At 72.9% G+C, this 18,572-nt stretch carries 22 protein-coding genes; 8 read left to right on the forward strand and 14 right to left on the reverse strand.

Translation table 11 applies throughout. The features are described 5' to 3' along the window. Positions 1–69: 69 nt before the first annotated feature. Together J2S66_RS21820 and J2S66_RS21825 are read left to right on the forward strand one after the other, a co-directional pair. Positions 70–840 (forward strand): lysophospholipid acyltransferase family protein, encoded by a 771-nt coding sequence (locus tag J2S66_RS21820; RefSeq protein ID WP_310309082.1) that lies wholly within the window; start codon positions 70–72, stop codon positions 838–840. Next, a complete protein-coding gene (locus tag J2S66_RS21825) occupies positions 837–1,757 on the forward strand; it encodes an EamA family transporter (RefSeq protein ID WP_310309083.1) in 921 nt (306 codons plus the stop codon). The genes J2S66_RS21820 and J2S66_RS21825 overlap by 4 nt, the downstream gene beginning before the upstream one ends. Positions 1,758–1,848: 91 nt before the next feature. Here J2S66_RS21825 and J2S66_RS21830 read toward each other — a convergent pair whose 3' ends face one another. Beyond that, positions 1,849–2,685 (reverse strand): helix-turn-helix domain-containing protein, encoded by an 837-nt coding sequence (locus tag J2S66_RS21830; protein ID WP_310309084.1) that lies wholly within the window; start codon positions 2,683–2,685, stop codon positions 1,849–1,851. Positions 2,686–2,840: 155 nt separating this feature from the next. Here J2S66_RS21830 and J2S66_RS21835 point away from each other — a divergent pair, with 155 nt between their 5' ends. Together J2S66_RS21835 and J2S66_RS21840 are read left to right on the forward strand one after the other, a co-directional pair. Further along, positions 2,841–3,098: a hypothetical protein gene (locus tag J2S66_RS21835; protein ID WP_310309086.1), complete on the forward strand. Its 258-nt coding sequence runs from the start codon at positions 2,841–2,843 to the stop codon at positions 3,096–3,098. After that, positions 3,095–4,015 carry an HNH endonuclease signature motif containing protein gene (locus J2S66_RS21840; protein WP_310309088.1) on the forward strand — a complete coding sequence of 307 codons (921 nt, stop codon included), beginning with the start codon at positions 3,095–3,097 and terminating at the stop codon, positions 4,013–4,015. Before J2S66_RS21835 ends, J2S66_RS21840 begins: the two co-directional genes overlap by 4 nt. Positions 4,016–4,057: 42 nt before the next feature. Here the strand turns inward: J2S66_RS21840 and J2S66_RS21845 are convergent, their stop codons facing one another. The 6 genes from J2S66_RS21845 to thyX all read right to left on the reverse strand — a co-directional run bounded on the left by J2S66_RS21845 (position 4,058) and on the right by thyX (position 9,968). Then, a complete protein-coding gene (locus J2S66_RS21845; RefSeq protein WP_310309090.1) occupies positions 4,058–5,740 on the reverse strand; it encodes a ribonuclease J in 1,683 nt (560 codons plus the stop codon). Then, positions 5,737–6,633 carry a 4-hydroxy-tetrahydrodipicolinate synthase gene (gene dapA, locus J2S66_RS21850; protein ID WP_310309092.1) on the reverse strand — a complete coding sequence of 299 codons (897 nt, stop codon included), beginning with the start codon at positions 6,631–6,633 and terminating at the stop codon, positions 5,737–5,739. The genes J2S66_RS21845 and dapA overlap by 4 nt, the downstream gene beginning before the upstream one ends. A 37-nt stretch (positions 6,634–6,670) precedes the next feature. After that, complete coding sequence (locus J2S66_RS21855) at positions 6,671–7,285, reverse strand: TIGR03085 family metal-binding protein (RefSeq protein ID WP_310309093.1); 615 nt, start codon at positions 7,283–7,285, stop codon at positions 6,671–6,673. A 13-nt stretch (positions 7,286–7,298) separates the two neighbouring features. Further along, complete coding sequence (locus J2S66_RS21860) at positions 7,299–8,753, reverse strand: serine/threonine-protein kinase (RefSeq protein WP_310309094.1); 1,455 nt, start codon at positions 8,751–8,753, stop codon at positions 7,299–7,301. A 71-nt stretch (positions 8,754–8,824) separates the two neighbouring features. Then, positions 8,825–9,214, reverse strand: coding sequence for an ACT domain-containing protein (locus tag J2S66_RS21865; RefSeq protein WP_310309095.1), 390 nt, complete (start codon positions 9,212–9,214; stop codon positions 8,825–8,827). A 1-nt stretch (position 9,215) separates the two neighbouring features. Beyond that, positions 9,216–9,968 carry an FAD-dependent thymidylate synthase gene (gene thyX / locus J2S66_RS21870; protein WP_306747616.1) on the reverse strand — a complete coding sequence of 251 codons (753 nt, stop codon included), beginning with the start codon at positions 9,966–9,968 and terminating at the stop codon, positions 9,216–9,218. 100 nt (positions 9,969–10,068) lie between these two features. Between thyX and J2S66_RS21875 the strand changes: the two genes are divergently transcribed. Together J2S66_RS21875 and J2S66_RS21880 are read left to right on the forward strand one after the other, a co-directional pair. Continuing rightward, a complete protein-coding gene (locus J2S66_RS21875; protein ID WP_310309097.1) occupies positions 10,069–10,578 on the forward strand; it encodes a toxin-antitoxin system HicB family antitoxin in 510 nt (169 codons plus the stop codon). An 11-nt stretch (positions 10,579–10,589) separates the two neighbouring features. After that, positions 10,590–11,528, forward strand: a complete 939-nt coding sequence (locus J2S66_RS21880; protein ID WP_310309098.1) for a DUF4097 family beta strand repeat-containing protein — start codon at positions 10,590–10,592, stop codon at positions 11,526–11,528. Positions 11,529–11,549: 21 nt separating this feature from the next. On the opposite strand, the gene J2S66_RS21885 is transcribed toward J2S66_RS21880, so the two are convergent. The 3 genes from J2S66_RS21885 to J2S66_RS21895 all read right to left on the reverse strand — a co-directional run bounded on the left by J2S66_RS21885 (position 11,550) and on the right by J2S66_RS21895 (position 14,484). Continuing rightward, positions 11,550–12,134, reverse strand: coding sequence for a TetR/AcrR family transcriptional regulator (locus J2S66_RS21885; protein WP_310309100.1), 585 nt, complete (start codon positions 12,132–12,134; stop codon positions 11,550–11,552). A gap of 56 nt (positions 12,135–12,190) precedes the next feature. Continuing rightward, positions 12,191–13,201 (reverse strand): aldo/keto reductase, encoded by a 1,011-nt coding sequence (locus J2S66_RS21890; protein WP_310309101.1) that lies wholly within the window; start codon positions 13,199–13,201, stop codon positions 12,191–12,193. A 77-nt stretch (positions 13,202–13,278) separates the two neighbouring features. Then, the gene (locus J2S66_RS21895) at positions 13,279–14,484 is read right to left on the reverse strand and encodes a winged helix-turn-helix domain-containing protein (protein WP_310314980.1); all 1,206 of its coding nucleotides are present in this window, start codon (positions 14,482–14,484) and stop codon (positions 13,279–13,281) included. Positions 14,485–14,564: 80 nt separating this feature from the next. Between J2S66_RS21895 and J2S66_RS21900 the strand changes: the two genes are divergently transcribed. After that, the gene (locus J2S66_RS21900) at positions 14,565–15,116 is read left to right on the forward strand and encodes a GNAT family N-acetyltransferase (protein WP_310309103.1); all 552 of its coding nucleotides are present in this window, start codon (positions 14,565–14,567) and stop codon (positions 15,114–15,116) included. A gap of 21 nt (positions 15,117–15,137) precedes the next feature. After that, positions 15,138–15,647, forward strand: a complete 510-nt coding sequence (locus tag J2S66_RS21905) for a hypothetical protein (RefSeq protein ID WP_310309104.1) — start codon at positions 15,138–15,140, stop codon at positions 15,645–15,647. On the opposite strand, the gene J2S66_RS21910 is transcribed toward J2S66_RS21905, so the two are convergent. Genes J2S66_RS21910 through J2S66_RS21925 form a run of 4 tightly spaced genes read right to left on the reverse strand, consistent with a single transcriptional unit; the run spans position 15,595 to position 18,562 of the window. Next, positions 15,595–15,966, reverse strand: coding sequence for a PRC-barrel domain-containing protein (locus J2S66_RS21910; protein ID WP_310309105.1), 372 nt, complete (start codon positions 15,964–15,966; stop codon positions 15,595–15,597). The two genes, J2S66_RS21905 and J2S66_RS21910, sit on opposite strands and share 53 nt — an antisense overlap. 54 nt (positions 15,967–16,020) lie before the next feature. Continuing rightward, entirely contained in the window at positions 16,021–16,464 is a 444-nt protein-coding gene (locus J2S66_RS21915; protein WP_310309106.1) for a tetratricopeptide repeat protein, read from the reverse strand. A 5-nt stretch (positions 16,465–16,469) separates the two neighbouring features. Continuing rightward, entirely contained in the window at positions 16,470–17,255 is a 786-nt protein-coding gene (gene dapB, locus J2S66_RS21920; protein ID WP_306747606.1) for a 4-hydroxy-tetrahydrodipicolinate reductase, read from the reverse strand. Continuing rightward, entirely contained in the window at positions 17,252–18,562 is a 1,311-nt protein-coding gene (locus J2S66_RS21925; protein WP_374726211.1) for a M16 family metallopeptidase, read from the reverse strand. The genes dapB and J2S66_RS21925 overlap by 4 nt, the downstream gene beginning before the upstream one ends. Positions 18,563–18,572 lie beyond the last annotated feature (10 nt).

Here is an 18,572-nt window from a genome sequence, read left to right on the forward strand (position 1 = left end):
GCTGCTCGACGCCCATGGTTGCCCCGAACCCGGTGCGCCGACACCTCGACACGCCGTAGCCTGCCCGCTGTGTCCACACCACTGCTGTGGCGCGTGCTGACCGCCGTCGACCAAGGGGTCGTCGCCCTGAGCGGGCGACTCGAGGTCACCGGCGACATCCCGGCGGACCTGAGGGGCCGCCCCCTGCTGCTCGCGTCCAACCACATCGGCAACCTCGACCCGTTCGTCCTGATCGCCGCCTGCCGCAGGATCGGCATCGCGCCGCGCTTCCTGCTCGCGGGCGGGCTGCTCGACGCGCCGGTCATGGGGCCCCTGCTGAAGGCGTCCGGTCACCTGCGCGTCGACCGGGCGGCCGCCGACGTCGGCACCGCGTACGACCGGACCGTCGAGGCGCTGCGGCGCGGTGGCGACCCGATCGCCATGTACCCGGAGGGCCGGATCAGCCTCGACCCCGGCCTGTGGCCCGAGCGCGGCAAGACGGGCGCGGCGCGGCTGGCGCTCAGCGGCGGCATCCCGGTGGTCCCGATCAGCCAGTGGGGCGCGCACGAGGCCGTGTACTGGGGCAACACGCACGTGAAGGGGTGGGACGACGCCAAGCCGTACCTGACCTCCTACGTGCGCGGGCTGCGAAGGCGGCCGACGTTCAAGGTGCACTTCGGCAAGCCGGTGGAGCTGTCCGACCTGGTGGACGGCAGGCCCGGTGACGCGCGGCGCGCCCACGAGCGGATCATGCGGGCGATCGTGGACGGCCTGGTGCCGCTGCGCCTCGACGAACCGGACCTGCCCAAGTTCCACGACCCGACCCGACCGACCACCGGCACGTCACCTTGGCGCCCGTGACCCTGGCGCCCGTGACCGGTCGCGGCACCGCGCTGGCGCTGCTGTCGTCGCTGACCTTCGGCATGTCCGGCGTGCTGGCGAAGTCCGTGATGGCGACGGGCGCCGCGCCGGCGCAGGTCACCAGCGCCCGGATCGCGCTGGCGGCCGCCGTGCTCGTCGTGGGCGTGGGCCTGTTCCGGCCGAGGGCGTTGCGGTTCGGGCGCGGCGACTGGGGCCTGCTCATCGGCTTCGGCCTGTTCGGCGTGGTCGGCGCGCCGCTGACGTTCTTCGTGGCGGCGTCGCGCATCCCGGTGGGCATCGCGATGCTGCTCCAGTTCACCGCGCCGGTGCTGGTGGCGCTGTGGGTGCGGTTCGTGCGCGGCACCCGCCTGCCGGCGGCGGTGTGGTGGGGCACCGCCGTGGCCGTGGTGGGCCTGGCGGTGGTGGCCGAGGTCTGGAGCTGGTCCCCCCGGCTGGACCCCGTGGGCGTGCTGGTGTCGCTGTGCTCGGCGGTGTGCCTGATGGCCTACTACCTGCTCGGTGAACGCGCGGGTGGCGCGCACGACTCCTACGGCGTGCTGGCGGGCGGCATGGTCGTCGGCGCGGTGGTGCTGACCGTGGTCAGCCCGCCGTGGCTGCTGCCGCTGGACGTCCCCACGTCGCTCGGGCCGACCTGGCTGGTGCTGGTCGCGCTGGCGCTCGTGGCGACCGTGGTGGCCTACCTGACCGGGGTGCTGTCGCTGCGCCACCTACCGCCCTCGGCGGCGAGCGTCATCGGCCTGCTGGAGGTCGTGGTGGCCGCGGTCCTGGCGTGGTGGCTGCTGGACGAGCGGCTGACGGTGGTGCAGGTGGTGGGCGCGGTCGTGCTGCTGGCCGGTGCGGCGGTGGTGCAGGTGGCGAGCGCCCGGAAACCGCCGGAGGTCGTGGTGGCGGGGTGAGGGCCGGGAGCGGAGCGGCGGTCCTGGTTGCCCGGTACGGGCTCGGCCGCGCTGCGACGGTCCTTCGTGCCTCTCCCCCGCGGTCGCGCGGTCACGCGGTTTCGGCGGTCCCGGCTTCGTAGTGGTCGGCCCACCGCGTGAGCGCGTCACGGGTGTCCGCTTCGCCGAGCGCCACCCGGTCGAGCGCGGCGCAGCTCTCCCGGTACGCCTCGGTCGCCTCGGGCGCGTCCATGAACACCGACGCGGGACCGAGTTCGGCGTAGGTAAGCGGGCGGTGGTCGGCGAAGGTCATGTGGGCGAAGTCCGCGGTCAACGACGCGGGGAGGGCCGAACCCAGTGGCACCAGCCGAACGTGGTCGCGGAACAGCAGCCGCAGCACCTGCTCGTACATCACCCGCGGCCCGCCGACCACGCGGTGCAGCACGACCTCGTGGAGGAAGAAGACGCCCACCGGGGCCGACGCCGTCCCGAACACCTCCTGCCGCTCCATCCGGACCGCGACACCCCTGGCCGCGTCGGCCCGGCTCGCCATCAGGGCCCGGGCGTAGTCGGCTGTCTGGAGCAGGCCGGGGACGACCGTCGCGCTGTAGCACCAGATGGTCTTGGCGGTCCGCTCGTGCAACGCCAGCAGCCGCACCGAATCCGGCTCGGCCACGCGGTGCGGTCGCACGGCGTAGCCGGTATCGGGTTCCCGAGCCAACGCCATGATCCGCTCGAAGACCGGCTGTTCCGGGCGGAGGTGACCGGCGTACCGGGCGATGTCGAGCAGGCTGGTGCCGCGCGTCCCCGCCTCCAGTTTGGAGATCCGGGCGAGCGACCAGCCCAACTGCTCGACCAGCGCCCCGGTCCTGACTGCGGACCGGCGGCGGGCTTGGCGGAGCGCGTCACCCAACTCCCGGCTGAGCGCGGTGGAGGTCCTTGGTTCCATGCCGGCACGGTAGAACCACCTGAACAGCGCTTTCCAGCAGAATCCGCTGTTTGCACCCCAAGGGGGCACGGCCATGCGGACCAGTTCTGGATTCACTCGATCGTACAACCAATCGAGTGATGAAATGGGAACTGGTGTTCGAATAGCCTGAATTCATGGACGTGTCGCCCGCGCTGCTTTCCGACGATGGTGTGTTCGCCGCCATCGCCGAGGTCGAGGCATCGCTGCGGTCGTTGCACGTGCGGCGGTTGCGGTTGCTGGCCGAGGTGCTGCGGCGCGGGCTGGACGCGGATTCCTACCGGCGTCTGGTGCGCGCCGACACGCGGGAGGTGAAGCGGTGGACGGCGCAGGTGACCCTGTTCCTGCCCTCCACCAGCCCACCGGCCAACCACTCCCACCCCTGCACCCCGTGACGGGTGCGGTGTTGGAGGAACTCGCCGACGGGCACCTCACCGAATTGGCGCGGGCCATCTCGCTGCGCCTGCCGGACGGGTCCGAGGAGATCCTGGTCGAGGCGGCCCGGTCGGTGGAGCCGAAAGCGGTGCGGCAGTTGGCCGACCGGATTCGCGACCGCGCCGAGCAGGACCGGGCGGACGAGGTGGACGAGCCCGCCGCCGATCCTGGCGACGTGCTGCACCTGCGCGACCTGCCCGGCGGACGACTCGAATTCTTCGGAGAACTGTCCGCCGAGAGCGGGGCGCGGTTCACCGCGATGCTCGAACCACTCTCCACGCCTCGCCCGGACGGACCGCGTGACGCGGCACGACGCAGGGGTGAGGCGTTCGCCGACCTGATCCACCTCGCCTCACGCTCCACCGACCTGCCGTCGGAAGCCGGAGAGCGCCCGCACATCAGCGTCACCATCGACCACGACACCCTGCGCCGGGGCGTCGGGCACGCGGTGCTCGACGGCGACCACCACCTCAGCGCAGCCCAAGCCCGCCGCATCGCCTGCGACGCCAAAATCCTCCCCGTCGTACTCGGCGGGGAGTCCGAAGTGCTCGACCTCGGCCGCGCCAAGCGAACGGTGAGCGTGGCCCAGCGCAGGGCTTTGCACGCCCGCGACCGGGGCTGCGCCTTCCCCGGCTGTCACCGACCACCCAAGTGGTGCGACGCCCACCACGTACGGCACTGGGCCGACGGCGGGTCCACCGACCTGTCGAACCTCGTCCTGCTCTGCCGCACCCACCACAGCCTCATCCACCACACACACTGGCAAGTCAGCATGACCGGCGGAACGCCCACGTTCATCCCATCCCGACAGATCGACCCCGCACAGAGGCCACGCCAGAACCTGCTCCACCGACCACCCACACCCGTGGCCGCGTGAACGACCGTGCCCACCGGCGGGAGCGGTGGGCACGGCGTGCGCTCAGTTCACCGGGATGATCGTCGGCACGATCATCGGCCGACGCCGGTAGGTCTCGGCGACCCAGCGGCCCACCACGCGGCGCACCGCCTGGGCGATGCGGTGCGTGTCGGTGATGTTCTCGGCTTCCGTGCGGGACAGCTCCATCTCCACCAGGGAGATGGCCTGGTCGAGCGCCTTCGGGTCGTCCGAGAAACCTCGGCCCGAGACGGTCGGCGGGGCGACCGCGCGACCGGAGCCGGAGTCGATGGCGACGGTGATGGCGATGAACCCGCCCTCACCGAGGACGAGCCGGTCGGACAGGGTGGACTCGCCGACGTCGCCCACGGACAGGCCGTCGACGTAGACGTGGCCGACCTCGACCTTGCCGCTGATCACCGCCTTGCCGTCCAGCAGGTCCACGACCACGCCGTCCTCGGCGATGACGACCTGCTCCTCGTCCACACCGGTCGCCACGGCCAGCGCGGCGTTGGCGCGCAGGTGCCGCCACTCGCCGTGCACCGGCATCACGTTCGACGGGCGCACCGCGTTGTAGAGGAACAGCAGTTCACCCGCCGGCGAGTGGCCGGAGACGTGCACCTTGGCGTTGCCCTGGTGGATGACGGTGGCGCCGAGCCGGGCCAGGCCGTTGACGACGCCGAACACGGCGTTCTCGTTGCCCGGGATGAGCGACGAGGCCAGCACGATCGTGTCGCCGGCCTTGATGGAGATCTGCCGGTGCTCGCCGCGCGCCATGCGCGACAGCGCGGACAGCGGCTCGCCCTGGGAGCCGGTGGACACGAAGAGGACCTCGTCCTCGGGCATGTCCATGGCCTCGTTGAGGTCGACGAACAGCCCGTCCGGCACGTGCAGGTAGCCGAGTTCGGCGGCGATGCCCATGTTGCGGACCATGGATCGGCCGACCAGGGCGACGCGGCGCTTGTACTGCACGGCCACGTCCAGCACCTGCTGCACGCGGTGCACGTGGGAGGCGAAGCAGGCCACGATGACGCGCTGGTTGGCCTTGCGGATGACGTTCTCCAGCACCGGGCCGATCTCGCGCTCGGGTGCGACGAAGCCGGGCACCTCGGCGTTGGTGGAGTCGACCAGGAACAGGTCGACTCCCTCGTCGCCCAGGCGGGAGAAGCCCGCGAGGTCGGTCAGGCGGCCGTCCAGGGGCAACTGGTCGAGCTTGATGTCGCCGGTGTGCAGGACGAGGCCCGCGCGCGTGCGGATGGCGACCGCGACGGCGTCCGGGATGGAGTGGTTGACCGCGAAGAACTCCAGGTCGTACGGCCCGAACGAGCGCCGCTCGCCGTCCACGATCTCGACCAGGCGCGGCGTCTGCCGGTGCTCCTTGCACTTCGCGGCCAGCAGGGCGAGGGTGAACCTCGAACCCACCACGGGCAGGTCGGGGCGCAGCTTCAGCAGGAACGGCACCGCGCCGATGTGGTCCTCGTGCCCGTGCGTCAGCACGAGCGCGTCGATGTCCTCCAGCCGGTCCTCGATCGCCCGGAAGTCCGGGAGGATCAGGTCCACGCCGGGCTGGTCGTCCTCGGGGAAGAGGACACCACAGTCCACGACGAGCAGCCGGCCGGCGTGCTCGAAGACGGTCATGTTGCGGCCGACCTCGCCGATCCCGCCCAGTGCGACGACGCGGAGAGCTCCGTCGGGCAGTGCGGGCGGGGGTGAGTTCGGGTTGATCACGCGTTGACTCCCAATTCGGCCTCGACGGCCTCGATGTCCTCGGTTGATGCGGGTACGAGCGGCAGTCGCGGGTCGCCCACGTCGAGCCCGCGCAGTCGCAGCGCGGCCTTCACGTAGGTCACACCGGGCATCCTGCGGAACGGGCGCAGCAGCGGCAACAACGCGTGGTGGACCGCGGTGGCGCGCTTGACGTCGCCGGACTCGAACGCGTCGAGCAGTTCGCGCAGGCGGTCGGCGGCGAAGTGCGAGATGACGCTGACGAAACCGACGGCGCCGACCGAGAGCCACGGCAGGTTCAGCGGGTCGTCACCGGAGTAGTAGGCCAGCTCGGTGGCCGCGATGACCTTGCTGCCCTCGTGCAGGTCGCCCTTGGCGTCCTTGACCGCCACGATGCGCGGGTGCTCCGCCAGTCGCAGCAGCGTTTCCGCCTCGATGGGGACGATGCTGCGCGGCGGGATGTCGTACAGCATGACCGGCAGCCCCACGGCGTCCGCCACGGTCGTGAAGTGCGCATGCAAGCCCTGCTGGGACGGGCGTGAGTAGTACGGCGTGACCACGAGCAGGCCGTGCGCGCCCGCCGCCTCGGCGGCACGGGCCAGGTGCACGCTGTGCGCGGTGTCGTACGTGCCGGCGCCGGCGACCACCGTGGCGCGGTCGCCGACGGCCTCCACCACGGCCCGGAGCAGGTCGGCCTTCTCGGCGTCGCTGGTGGTCGGGCTCTCGCCGGTGGTGCCGTTGACCACGAGCCCGTCGCTGCCGCCGCGGACCAGGTGCTCGGCCAGTTCCTGCGCCTTGCCGAGGTCCACCGCCCCCCGGTCGTCGAACGGCGTGACCATGGCGGTGAGCACTCGGCCGAACGGGCGTCCGGGTGAGGCGGAAGGACTCGCGGTCATGTGCGAAATCTACCGCGTCACCCTCCGCAAGCTGCGACTACACACCCCGGTCGAGGGCCTTGACGAGCCGCACGGCCTCGTCGGAGCCGTCGTACTCGACCCGGGAGGCCGAACGCCCGAATACGTGCATCAGCAGTTCCTGGACCTGGCCCGTCAGCACGACCGGGTTCGCGCCGTGCCTGGCCACCACGGACTCGCCGTCGGGCCGGCGCAGCACCACGCCCACGGGGCTCTTGCGGTAGATCATCTTCGCGGTGACGGGCAGGCGCTTCCACAGCACCTGGTCACGCACCGGATCGGGTGAACGCGGTTCCCAGTCGGGTCGAGCGCGGCGCACGTCCTCGTGGTGCACGAAGTACTCGACGGCGTTGACCGCCTCGTCGACGAGGCGGAACGGCGCGGGTGGGCCGGTGCGCACCAGTTCGACCAGCTCGTCCCACGGCTTCGCGGCGTAGCCGTCCTGCACCTTCCGCGTGTGCCCGGCCAGCGGCCCGAGCAGGATGCCCGCCGCGGCGTCGGGCCGGCGCTCCCGGAGCACGAGGTGCGCGGCCAGGTCGCGGCCGCGCCACGGGGCGCACAGCGTGGGCGCGTCCGGCCCGACCTGGAGGAGGAGATCGCTCAGCAGCCTGCGTTCGTCGCGCGCCACACCCATGGCGCCAACCTACCTACTCGGCGGTCACCCGGCTGGACAGCTCGGCCTTGTCCCTGCTCCACAGCACGCAGGACACCTCGCGGGTGAGGTCGCTGTCCTTGGGGTCCTCCTGCCACTCGCCGCGCGTGGGGATGACCGCGGCGTAGTTCAGCTTGTCCTCCTTGCCCTCCAGCTCGACGACGTCGGACATGAAGTGCAGCGTGCAGAAGTTCTCGGCGTAGGCGCGCAGCCACTCGTCACCGGGGTAGGCGTGCTTGCCGGAGGAGCTGAACGGGTTGCCGATCGCGAAGAACTCGACCCGGTGGTCCTTGTCGCACTCGGTGTAGTTGACCGTGACGGTGGGTTCGAGGAAGTTGTCGCCGCACTTCTGGCCGCTCATCTTGAACTGGCTCGCGGACATCGTGCCGCCCGAGCCGAAGGTGATGGTCTCGGCCATCGCGGCGGGCTTCGACGGGGTGAACCACCAGCGGCCCAGGAACACGCCCGCGACCAGCAGCACCACGGCGGCCAGGGCGCCGCCGCCGATCAGCACGCCCTTGAGCCACGGCTTGCGGGCGACCGCCTGCCGCGCGCCGTTGGCGAGCTGCGTGTAGTTCATCGTCGCGTTGGGCGGCGCGCCGAATCCGCTGGGCGGGGTGGGCTGGGCGAGCGCGCGTTCGAGCATGGCGCGGGCCTGCTGACCGGTGAGGCGGGCGTTCGGGTCGGGCATCAGCAGACCGGTGATGACCGCGCCGAGCGCGCCGTGCGCCCTGGTCAGGCGGGGCGCCTCGTTCATGATCGCGTGCAGCGTGGACGCGGTGGACGAGCGCTCGTAGGGGCTCACGCCCTCCACGGCGTAGGCCAGCGTCGCGCCCAGCGCCCACAGGTCCGCGGCGGGCGTGGCCTCGTGGCCGTGGATGCGCTCCGGCGACATGTACGCGGGTGAGCCGATGAGGCTGCCGCTGGTGGTCAGGCGCGGGTCGTCGACGGCCTGGGCGATGCCGAAGTCGGTCAGCTTGACCCGGCCGTTCGGGGTGATCATGAGGTTGCCGGGCTTCACGTCCCGGTGCACGACCCCCGCCTGGTGCGCGGAGTCCAGCGCGGACAGCGCCTGCACCGCGATGGAGACGACGCGCTCCTGCGGCATGGGGCCCTGGGCGTTGATCAGCGTGGAGAGGGTGGCGGCCTCCACCAGCTCCATCACGATGTAGGTCATGCCGCCCTCGACGACCACGTCGAACACGGTGACCACGGCGGGGTCGTTGAGGCGGCCCGCGGTGCGCGCCTCGCGCAGCACCCGCTCCTCCAGCACCCGGCGCTCCTCGTGCGCGATGCCGTCGGGCAGGTGCAGCTCCTTGATGGCGACGTGGCGGCCGATCACGGTGTCCTGGGCGCGCCACACCACGCCCATGCCTCCGCGCCCCAGCTCGGCGAGCAGGGTGTACCTGCCCGCGATGACCCGCGGCTTCACGCCGTGTGGACTGTTCACCGTCACTCCTCGCCACCGCCCCCTGGAACGGGCGGAACGCTAACTCAGACCCCGCGCCGCCCGATCCGGTTTCACGGTTTCGTGACTTCGTGCCCCGACGCGCGCAGCGCCCGGACGGCGCGCCCCAGGTCGACAGCCTTCACCAGCAGGTGGTCCGTGTCGTACGTGGACAGCGCGAACAGGCTCACGCCCGCGGCGGCGAGTTCGCCGGACAGCGCGGCCATGATCCCGGTGAGGGTGAACTCCAGCGGGCCGCGCACGGTCAGCAGCCGCCAGCCGGGCTGGGCGGTGGCCGCGTCGGGCGCGTGCTCGCTGGGGCACACCACGGACAGCTCGGCGGGCGTCCTGGTGACCGACACCAGGCCGGGTCGGTCCAGCAGGCCGGCCGGGACGGGCGCGTCGGCGGGCAGCCGGGCGACCGTGTACTCCCCCGGCTGGACGTCGACGACGAGGTGCTTCACGTCAGCCTTCGGTGACCAGCGGGCTGGAGGCGACCTCGGTGCCGTCGGGCAGCGCGGAGATCGTGAAGTCGGCGAACGCGTTGCCCGCCGCCTTCTGGAGTTGGCGCAGGCACTCCACGGCCAGGGCGCGGATCTCCACGTCGGCGTGCTCGGTGGCGCGCATCGCGATGAAGTGCCGCCAGGCGCGGTAGTTGCCGGTGACCACGATGCGGGTCTCGGTGGCGTTGGGCAGGATCGCGCGGGCCGCCTGGCGGGCCTGCTTGCGGCGCAGCGTGGCGCTGGGCACGTCGGAGAACTTCTCCTCCAGGCCCTTGAGCAGGTCGTTGTAGGCCTCGACGCTCGCCTGGGCGGCCTTGAGGAACATCTCGTGCAGCTCGGGGTCGTTCGCGATGACGTCCGGCTCGACCATGGCGGCGTTGCGCTCGGGCACGTACCGCTGGGACAGCTGGCTGTAGGAGAAGTGCCGGTGCCGGATCAGCTCGTGGGTGAGCGAGCGGGAGATGCCGGTCAGGTAGAAGCTCACCGAGCCGTGTTCGAGCACGGAGAGGTGGCCGACCTCGATGATGTGCTTGATGTAGCCCGCGTTCGTGGCGGTGGCCGGGTTGGGCTTCGTCCACGACTGGTAGCACGCGCGGCCCGCGAACTCGGCGAGCGCCTCGCCGCCGTCGGCGTCGGTGGACCACGGGACGTCCTCCGGGGGGAAGAACTCCGTCTTCGCGATCAACTGCACCTTCGGCGACACCGTCTCAGCCATGGCCGAGACCCTAACCGACCGGTGCCGCCATTCGGTCGCAGCGTCGGCGTGACACCACGTTGCGGTTGCGTGATGTCGTTTGTGATGTCACAGTGGTGTCATGGACCTGTCGCCTTACATCGCCGCGCTGCGCGAGGACCTCGCGACGGCCGCGTCCGCCGGGGACGACGGCACCCGGCGCACGGCCGCACTGCTGGCCGTGGCCCTGGAGCCGGCCGCACGGCTGGCGCTCATGAACGCCCTGTCCGACCTGGCCGCCGAGGTCACCTCCGCCCTGGACGGGGTGGTGGTCGACGTCCGGCTCGACGGTCGCGACGTGCGGGTGGTCGTCACCGGCTCCGCGCCCCGTGAGGAGCACGAACCGGAGCCGCGGGAAGTTCCCCGACCGGCCGCCGGTGATGCCACGCGCATCACGCTGCGCCTGCTGGACGAGCTGAAGTCGAAGGCCGAGCAGGCCGCCGCGTCGCAGGGCATGTCGTTGAACACGTTCGTCGCGCAGGCCGTGCAGGGCGCGGTCGGCGGTCGGCGCGGTCACCACAAGAACCCGGCGCCGCCGAAGGACCAGTCGGGCGGCTCCGGCTCCCGGGTCCGCGGCTGGGTGCAGGGCTGAGGAGGGGGAACGTGGAGTCGTCCGATGTCGTCCGGCAGCAGGGCTTCGAGGTCGAGGGCACCGTCGAGGTCGACGTGTCCGTGCCGGCGGGCCGGGTGCGGGTGCACCTGGTCGACGAGCCGGGCGTGCACGTCGAGGTGAAGCACGAAACGTCGGCGACCGAGTCGTTGACGACGGGCCTGTCCGGCCTGCTGAACTGGGCGAACGAGCAGTTCGGCGGTCAGTTGGCGAACCAGTTCGGCGGCCAGTTCGGCAGCCGGTTCGGAGCTGGGCTCGGGCAGCCGGCCGGTCCGGCCGAGGCGGTGCGCGACGCGCGCGTCGAGGTGACGGGGTCGCGCCTGCGGGTGCGCTCGTCCGAGGCCCTGCCGCTGCGCGGGGTGCCGCTGGACGTCGTGGTACGCGCCCCGGAGGGTTCGCACGTGATCGTGACGTCGGACTCGGCCGACGTGACCGTGACGGGACCGGCCGGCCGGCTGGAGATCCGGACCGGCACGGGCCACGTGACCACGGACCGCGCCGACGCGTCCTCGCGGGTCGACTCGCGCAGCGGCAAGCTGCGCCTGGGCCCGATGCTCGGCGGCCTGCGGGCCAAGACCGGGTCCGGCGACATCGAGATCGCCTCGATCGGCGGCAACACCGTGCTCCACTCGGGCACCGGTGACGTGTGGCTGGGCGCCGTGCAGGACGACGTGCAGGTCCGCACGGCCGGCGGTGACGTGACGATCGCCGACGCCGCCTCCGGCCGCATCCAGATGGGCACCGGCTCCGGTGACGTCCGGGTGGGCATCCGCCCCGGCGTGGCGGCCCAGATCGACCTGCTCTCCAGCTCCGGCACGGCCCGCTCGGAGCTGGACGTCTCCGACAGCCCGCCCCCGGGCGACCCGCTGCTGTTCATCACGGGCCGGACGGGCACCGGCACGGCCCTGGTGACCACCGCGACCGTCGGCTGAGCCGGGCCCGCGGACCGGGCGTCACACCCCGGTCCGCAGGCCCGCCACCAGCAACGACACGACCGCGTCGAACTCGTCGTCCACGTCGGGCCCCGACCAGTCCGACGCGTGGGCCGGGTCGTGGTAGCGGGCGGTGGCGTGGAAGACGGCCCTGGCGGCCCGGCGGGGGTCCGCGGTGGTGAAGTGGCCCGAGTCGACGCCCGACCGGACGATCTCGGTCAGGTCGTCGACCATCGCGGCCACGTGGGCGGCCACGACCCGGCTGTTCTCGGCGACCAGGACCTGGAAGGTGGCGAACAGCTCCGGGTCGCCCAGGGCCTTGCGGCGCTTGGCCTCGAACAGGGCGGCCAGCCAGTCGCGCAGGCGCTGCGGCGGGTCGGTCGGCGCGGTCACGAGTTCCGCCAGGCCCGCGTGGGCGCGGTCGAGCCAGCGCTGGGTCACGGCCTCGCGCAGCGCGGCCTTGGTCGGGAAGTGGCGGTAGACGCTGCCGTGGCTGACACCCAGCGCCCGCGCCACGTCCACGACGGTGGCCTTCGCCGGGCCGAAGCGCCGCAGGACGTCCTCGGTCGTGCCGAGGATGGTCTCTGCGGTCAGCGCTTCGGCCACGGTGTCCTCCAGGTCCGGGGTGGGTCCGGATGATTGTGCGGGACGAGCGCGGCCGATCAGTGCTCGCTGTCCAGGTGCGTCATCTGCGCCTCGGCGTAGCGGCTGCCCGCGGCGGCGTCGCGGGGCACGGCGGCCTCGATCGCGGCCAGGTCGGCCGGGGTCAGCTCCACCTCCAGGGCGCCCAGCGCCTCGGTGAGGCGGTCGCGGCGGCGGGCGCCCACCAGCGGCACGACGTCGTCGCCCTGCGCCAGCACCCAGGCGATGGCCAGTTGGGCGACGGACACGCCCTTGCCGGCGGCGACCGCGCGCAGCGCCTCGACCAGCGCCAGGTTGTGGTCGAGGTTCCCGCCCTGGAAGCGCGGGGAGGCCGAGCGGAAGTCGGCGACCTGGCGGGACGCGGTCCAGTGGCCGGAGATCAGGCCGCGCGACAGCACGCCGTAGGCGGTGACGCCGATGCCCAGTTCGCGGGCGGTGGGCAGGATGTCCTCCTCGATGCCGCGCGAGATCAGGGAGTACTCGATCTGGAGGTCGGTGATCGGGTGCACGGCGTGCGCCCGGCGCAGGGTCTCCGCGCCCACCTCGGACAGGCCGATGTGCCGCACGTGACCCTTCCCGACCTGCTCGGCGATGGCGCCGACGGTGTCCTCGATCGGCACGGCGGGGTCGAGGCGGGCCGGGCGGTAGACGTCGACGTGGTCGGTGCCCAGGCGGCGCAGGGTGTAGGCGAGGAAGTTGCGCACGGCCTCGGGCCTGCCGTCGTTGCCGTGCCAGCCGCCGTCCGCGTCGCGCAGCGCGCCGAACTTCACGCTGATCGCCACGTCGTCGCGGGCGCGGTCGGCCAGCGCGCGGCGGATCAGCATCTCGTTGTGGCCCATGCCGTAGAAGTCGCCGGTGTCGAGCAGCGTCACGCCCGCGTCGATCGCGGCGTGGATCGTCGCCACGCTCTCCGCCTCGTCGGCCGGGCCGTACAGGTCGGACATGCCCATGCAGCCCAGGCCGAGCGCGGAAACGCGGAGGTCGCGGCCGAGCCGCCGGTCGCGGGCGCCCCGGGGAGTGGAGTCGGTCATGACCCCACCCTCCCGCATGGGCTGACAGATTTCAATATCTGTCAGCCCATTGATGTCACTCCCCTGGTGCCACGCCCTCAGCGCACCACCGCCGACAGCGCGGGCGCCAGGTCGCCGCGCGGCGCCACGACCACGTCGTCCAGCTCCAGCCAGTCGGCCATGTGCCGCAGCTCGGCCGCCAGCTCCACGGCCACCCGCCCCACGTCCACCGCCGGCTCGGAGAACGCCGACTGCACGCGCAGGACGCCCGCCGCCCGGTCGGCCTTGAGGTCCACCCGGCCCACCAGCCGCCCGTCCAGCAGGAACGGGAACACGTAGTAGCCGTGCACCCGCTTCGGCGCGGGCACGTAGATCTCGATGCGGTAGAAGAAATCGAAGATGCGCTCGGTGCGCGCCCGCTCCCAGATCAGCGGGTCGAACGGGCACAGCAGCGCCCGGCCCGCCACCACGCGCGGCACGCGCGCCTCGACGTGCCGGTAGGCGGGCGCGTTCCAGCCGCGCACCTCGACCGGCTCCAGCACGCCCGCCTCCACCAGCTCGGCGACCGCCTGCCTGCTGCGCGCCGGGGCCAGCCGGTAGTAGTCGCGCAGGTCCGGCTCGGTCGCCACGCCCAGCGCCGTCGCCGCCCGCGCCACCAGCTCCCGGGCCCCCTCGTCCGCGGGCACGCGGCGGGCCAGCACGTCGGGCGGCAGCACGCGCTCGACCAGGTCGTAGTGCCGCTCGAACCCGCGCCGCGTGCCCGTCGTCAGCACGCCCGCGCCGAACAGGTACTCGCAGACCTGCTTGACCTCCGACCAGTTCCAGCCCCAGTGGTCCTTGGCGCGCGGCCCGCCTCCGGACAGCGCCTTCTCGATCGCGCCCGCGCCCATCGGCCCCGACTCCCGCACCACGGCCAGCACGTCGTCCACCAGCCCCGGCGACGCCTCGGCGACGGTCGCGTAGGTGCGCCACCAGCCCTGGCGCTTGGCGCCGGAGTGGAACAACGGCCAGTCCTCCACCGGCACCAGGCTCGCCTCGTGCGCCCAGTACTCCACCAGCAGCCGCGGCCGGCGCGCGCTGTGCGCCCACGCCGCGTCGTCCACCAGGGCCGGCTCGTAGGAGCCGAGCCGGGAGAACAGCGGCATGTAGTGCGCGCGCACCGCCACGTTCACCGAGTCGAGCTGGAGCAGCCGGATGCGGGACAGCACCTTCCGGAGGTGCCGCCGGGTGGGCGCCCCCGCGGGCCGGGGTTCGGCGAAGCCCTGCGCCCCCAGGGCGATGCGGCGTGCGACGTCGGCGCTCATCTTCTGCACGCGCGGATGATCCCACCGGGGTACGACACCGCGGGCGATCACCGGGGAACCGGCCGGCTAGGGTGCTGTCCATGGCCGACGCCGCGGTGCGCACCGCTGAGCCCGACGACGTGGCGGAGATCGCCCGCATCCACCGGGACACCTGGCGGACCGCCTACCGGGACCTGGTGCCCGGGGAGGTGCTGGCGGACCTGGACGTGGCGCGGACCGCCCCCGCCTGGGCCGAGGCCGTCGAGGGCGGCCAGGTGCTGGTGGCCACCGAGGGCCGGTGGCTGGTGGGCTTCTGCGTGGCCGGCGCCGCCCCCGCGGACGACGTGGCCCGCGCGGACGGCTCGCTGCCGCCCGACGCGGCCACGACGGCGCTGGTGAACGTGCTGGTCGAGCCCCGCTGGGGACGGCGCGGGCACGGCGGCCGACTGCTGGCCGCGGCCGCGGCGCGGCTGCGCGAGGCGGGCGCCACCAGGGGCGTCGCGTGGGTCCCGGAGGCCGACCGGGCGTCGACCGGCTTCTACGCCAAGGCGGAGTGGACCCCCGACGGCACGGTGCGCACGCTGGACGCCCTGGGACGACCCCTGAGGGAAATCAGGGTTTCCGGGGGGTTGACCCTGCTGTTGTCGTCGTGATCCGCCAGTAACCTCGGTCACGTGCTCGGGTGGTTGTGCCTCACGTTCGGCATCGCGTTCGGCTCCGCGGTGCTCCCTCTGATCAGCATCGAGCTCTTCGTGATCGGCCTGGTGACGCAGCAGCCGGGCATCTCCTGGTGGTGGATCGGCCTCGCCGTGGCCGTGGGCCAGGTGCTGGGCAAGATGTTCTACTTCCTGGCCGCGAAGGGCTCGCTGCGCCTGCCCGCGTTCCTGCGGCGCGCGGAGAAGCCCGCGAAGCCCGGGAAGCCGCCGTCGCCGTGGCGGCTGCGGTGGCGGGCGCGGCTGGAATGGGTGCGCCTGCGCTGCCACCGCCACCCGCGCTGGATGTTCGGCACGCACGCGGTCAGCTCGGTCGTCGGCCTGCCGCCGTTCATGTTCACCACGGTGCTCGCGGGCCTGGCCGGCATGTCGTCGTGGCTGTTCATCTCCACCGGCATGATCGGCCGCTTCGCCCGGTTCAGCGTGCTGGCCGCATCGCCTGCCGCCCTCGCGGGCTGGCTGGTGCACTAGCCCCGCTCCCGGCGCGGTCGTGCCGCACGAGCCGCTGCTCGGGCATCGACAGGCCGTAGTGGTCGTGCACCTCGGCCGTCGGGCCGCCGTCGACGCGCGGCGCGTCCTCCACCTCGCGGCGGTCCACCGGCACGACGAGCCGGCGGTCGCGGACCTGGGCGCCGCGGATCGGCACCAGGGCCGTGCCGGCCGTTCTGCGCACGGACGCCCACATCGGCCGGCCGTTCGACAGCCACAGGTCGACGACGTGGCCGATGTGGCGACCGTGGCGGTCGAGGACGTCGCAGTCGTAGAGGCGGTCCACCGCAGTCCGATCCATGCCCACGCCATTACCCGGGCCGGCGGCCCTGTCACGCGGGTTCACCCGTTCGAACTACACCCCGGAGAACAGCCCGATGGCCTTGCGCATGGTCTCGCGCGCCCGGCCCCGGTCGCCCGACAGGTCGTAGGCCTGGGCGAGCAGGAACCAGGTCCGCCAGTCCTCCGGTCGCGCCTCCACGTCCCGCTTGCGCTCCTCGAACCACTCGTCGGCGGCGGCCCGCTCCACGCGGCCGGACGGCGTGCGCGGCAGGCCGGAGAGGTCGGGCAGCGCGCCCTCCGCCTCCAGCAGCCGCGCCATCCGCTCCGTGGTGAAGCCGAACCGGATGTTGGTCCACGCGATCCACGCGCCGACCAGCGGCAGCAGCAGCACGCCCACGCCGAGCGCGACGCCCACCGGCTCGCCGGTGCCCAGCAGCACCACCGCCCGACCGCCGAGCAGCACGAAGTACACCGCCAGCGCGGCGGTGATGAGGAACGCGACGGTGCGGGTGCTCATGGACCTCAGAGGTCCATGTACTTGTCGAGGCCCACGGACAGCCCCGGGTGCCGCGCGATCCGCCGCACCGCCAGCAGCACGCCCGGCATGAACGACGTGCGGTCCAGCGAGTCGTGCCGCAGCGTCAGCGTCTCGCCCTCGGTGCCGAACACGACCTCCTGGTGCGCGATCAGGCCCGCCACCCGCAGCGAGTGCACCCGCACGTCGCCCACGAGCGTGCCGCGCGCGCCCGGCGCCTCCTGCGTCGTCGCGTCCGGCATCGGGCCGAGCCCGGCCGCCTCGCGCGCCTGGGAGATCAGCCGGGCGGTGTGCGCGGCCGTGCCCGACGGGGCGTCCACCTTGCGCGGGTGGTGCAGCTCGACGACCTCGACCGACTCGTAGTAGCGGGCGGCCAGCTCGGCGAACCGCATCGACAGCACCGCGCCGATCGCGAAGTTCGGGGCGATCAGCACGCCCACGCCCGGCTTGGCGTCCAGCCACTCGGAGACGGTGCCCAGCTTCCGCGCGTCGAAGCCGGACGTGCCGACGACCGCGTGGATGTCGTTGTCCACGCAGAACCGGATGTTGTCCATGACGACCTCGGGGCTGGTGAAGTCGACCACGACCTCGGCGCCCGCGTCGGACAGGTTGAACAGCCAGTCGCCGGCGTCGACCATCGCCACGACTTCCATGTCCGGCGCGGCCTCGACCGCCCGGCACACCTCCGCGCCCATCCGGCCGCGCGCGCCGATGACGCCGACGCGGAGCGGTTCTTCCCGCACGGTCTCGTCGAGGGGGGACGGGTCGTTCAAGAGATCACCTCGTGCACCTGGGACGGCAGATCGTCGACGTGAGCGTAGGGGCCGACCACGGCGGCGGCGACGGGGCGTCGCAACAGGTCGCGCGCCAGCGCCGCCACGTCCTCGGGCGTGACCGCGTCGATGCGCGCCAGGGTCTGCTCCACCGACAGGTGGTCGCCGTAGTTCAGCTCGCCCTTGCCGATGCGGGACATGCGCGAACTGGTGTCCTCCAGCCCCAGCACGAGCCCGCCGCGCAGCTGTCCCCGGCCGCGCGCCACCTCCGCCTCGGACAGGCCCTCGCGGGCCACCGTGGACAGCACGTCGCGCACGACGCCCGCCACGTCGCCGAGCCGGTCGGGCTGGCAGCCCGCGTACACCGACAGGGTGCCCGCGTCCGCGTACGTGCCCACCGACGAGTACACCTGGTAGGCCAGGCCGCGCCGCTCCCGGACCTCCTGGAACAGCCGGGAGCTCATCCCGCCGCCCAGGGCCGCGTTCAGCACGTTCAGCGCGAACCGGCGCTCGTCGTGCCGGTCCAGCGCCCGCACGCCCAGCATCAGGTGCGCCTGCTCGGTGTCGTCGTCGTGCAGCACCAGCCGGCGCGACGCGGGGATGCGCGCCCGGCCCGCGCGGGGCGCCACCGGGGTGCCCACGCGGTCCAGCCGGTCGCCGATCAGGCGCCGCGCCAGCTTCATGACCTGCGCGTGCTCGACGTTGCCCGCCACCGCCAGCACCATCCGGGGCAGCGTGTAGCGGCGCTTGTAGAACGTGAACAGCGCGTCGCGGTCCATGTCCCCGATGGACCGCTCGGTGCCCAGCACCGGGCGGCCCAGGACGTGGTCGCCCAGCAGGGCGTCCAGGAACGCGTCGTGCAGCAGGTCCTCGGGGTCGTCGTCGCGCATCGCGATCTCCTCGAGCACCACGCCGCGCTCGGTCTCGAAGTCGCGCGGCTCGCAGAGCGCGTCGAAGACGACGTCGCACACCAGGTCCACCGCCAGCGGCAGGTCCTCGTCGAGGACGTGCGCGTAGTAGCAGGTGTGCTCCTTGGCGGTGAACGCGTTCAGCTCGCCGCCGACCGCGTCGATCTCCTCCGCGATGGCCGCCGCCGTGCGGCTCGCCGTGCCCTTGAACAGCAGGTGCTCCAGGTAGTGCGCGGCGCCCGCGACCTCGGCGCGCTCGTCGCGCGACCCCACCTGCACCCACAGGCCGACGGACGCCGACCGCACGCCCGGGACGCGCTCGGTGACGACCCGCAGGCCCGACGGCAGCAGGCTGCGCCGGACGGTCGCGACGCCGTCGCCGTCGCGCTCCAGCGCCACCGTGGTGCCG

Origin of the sequence: Saccharothrix longispora (assembly GCF_031455225.1) — a bacterium.
Classification (GTDB): domain Bacteria; phylum Actinomycetota; class Actinomycetes; order Mycobacteriales; family Pseudonocardiaceae; genus Actinosynnema; species Actinosynnema longispora.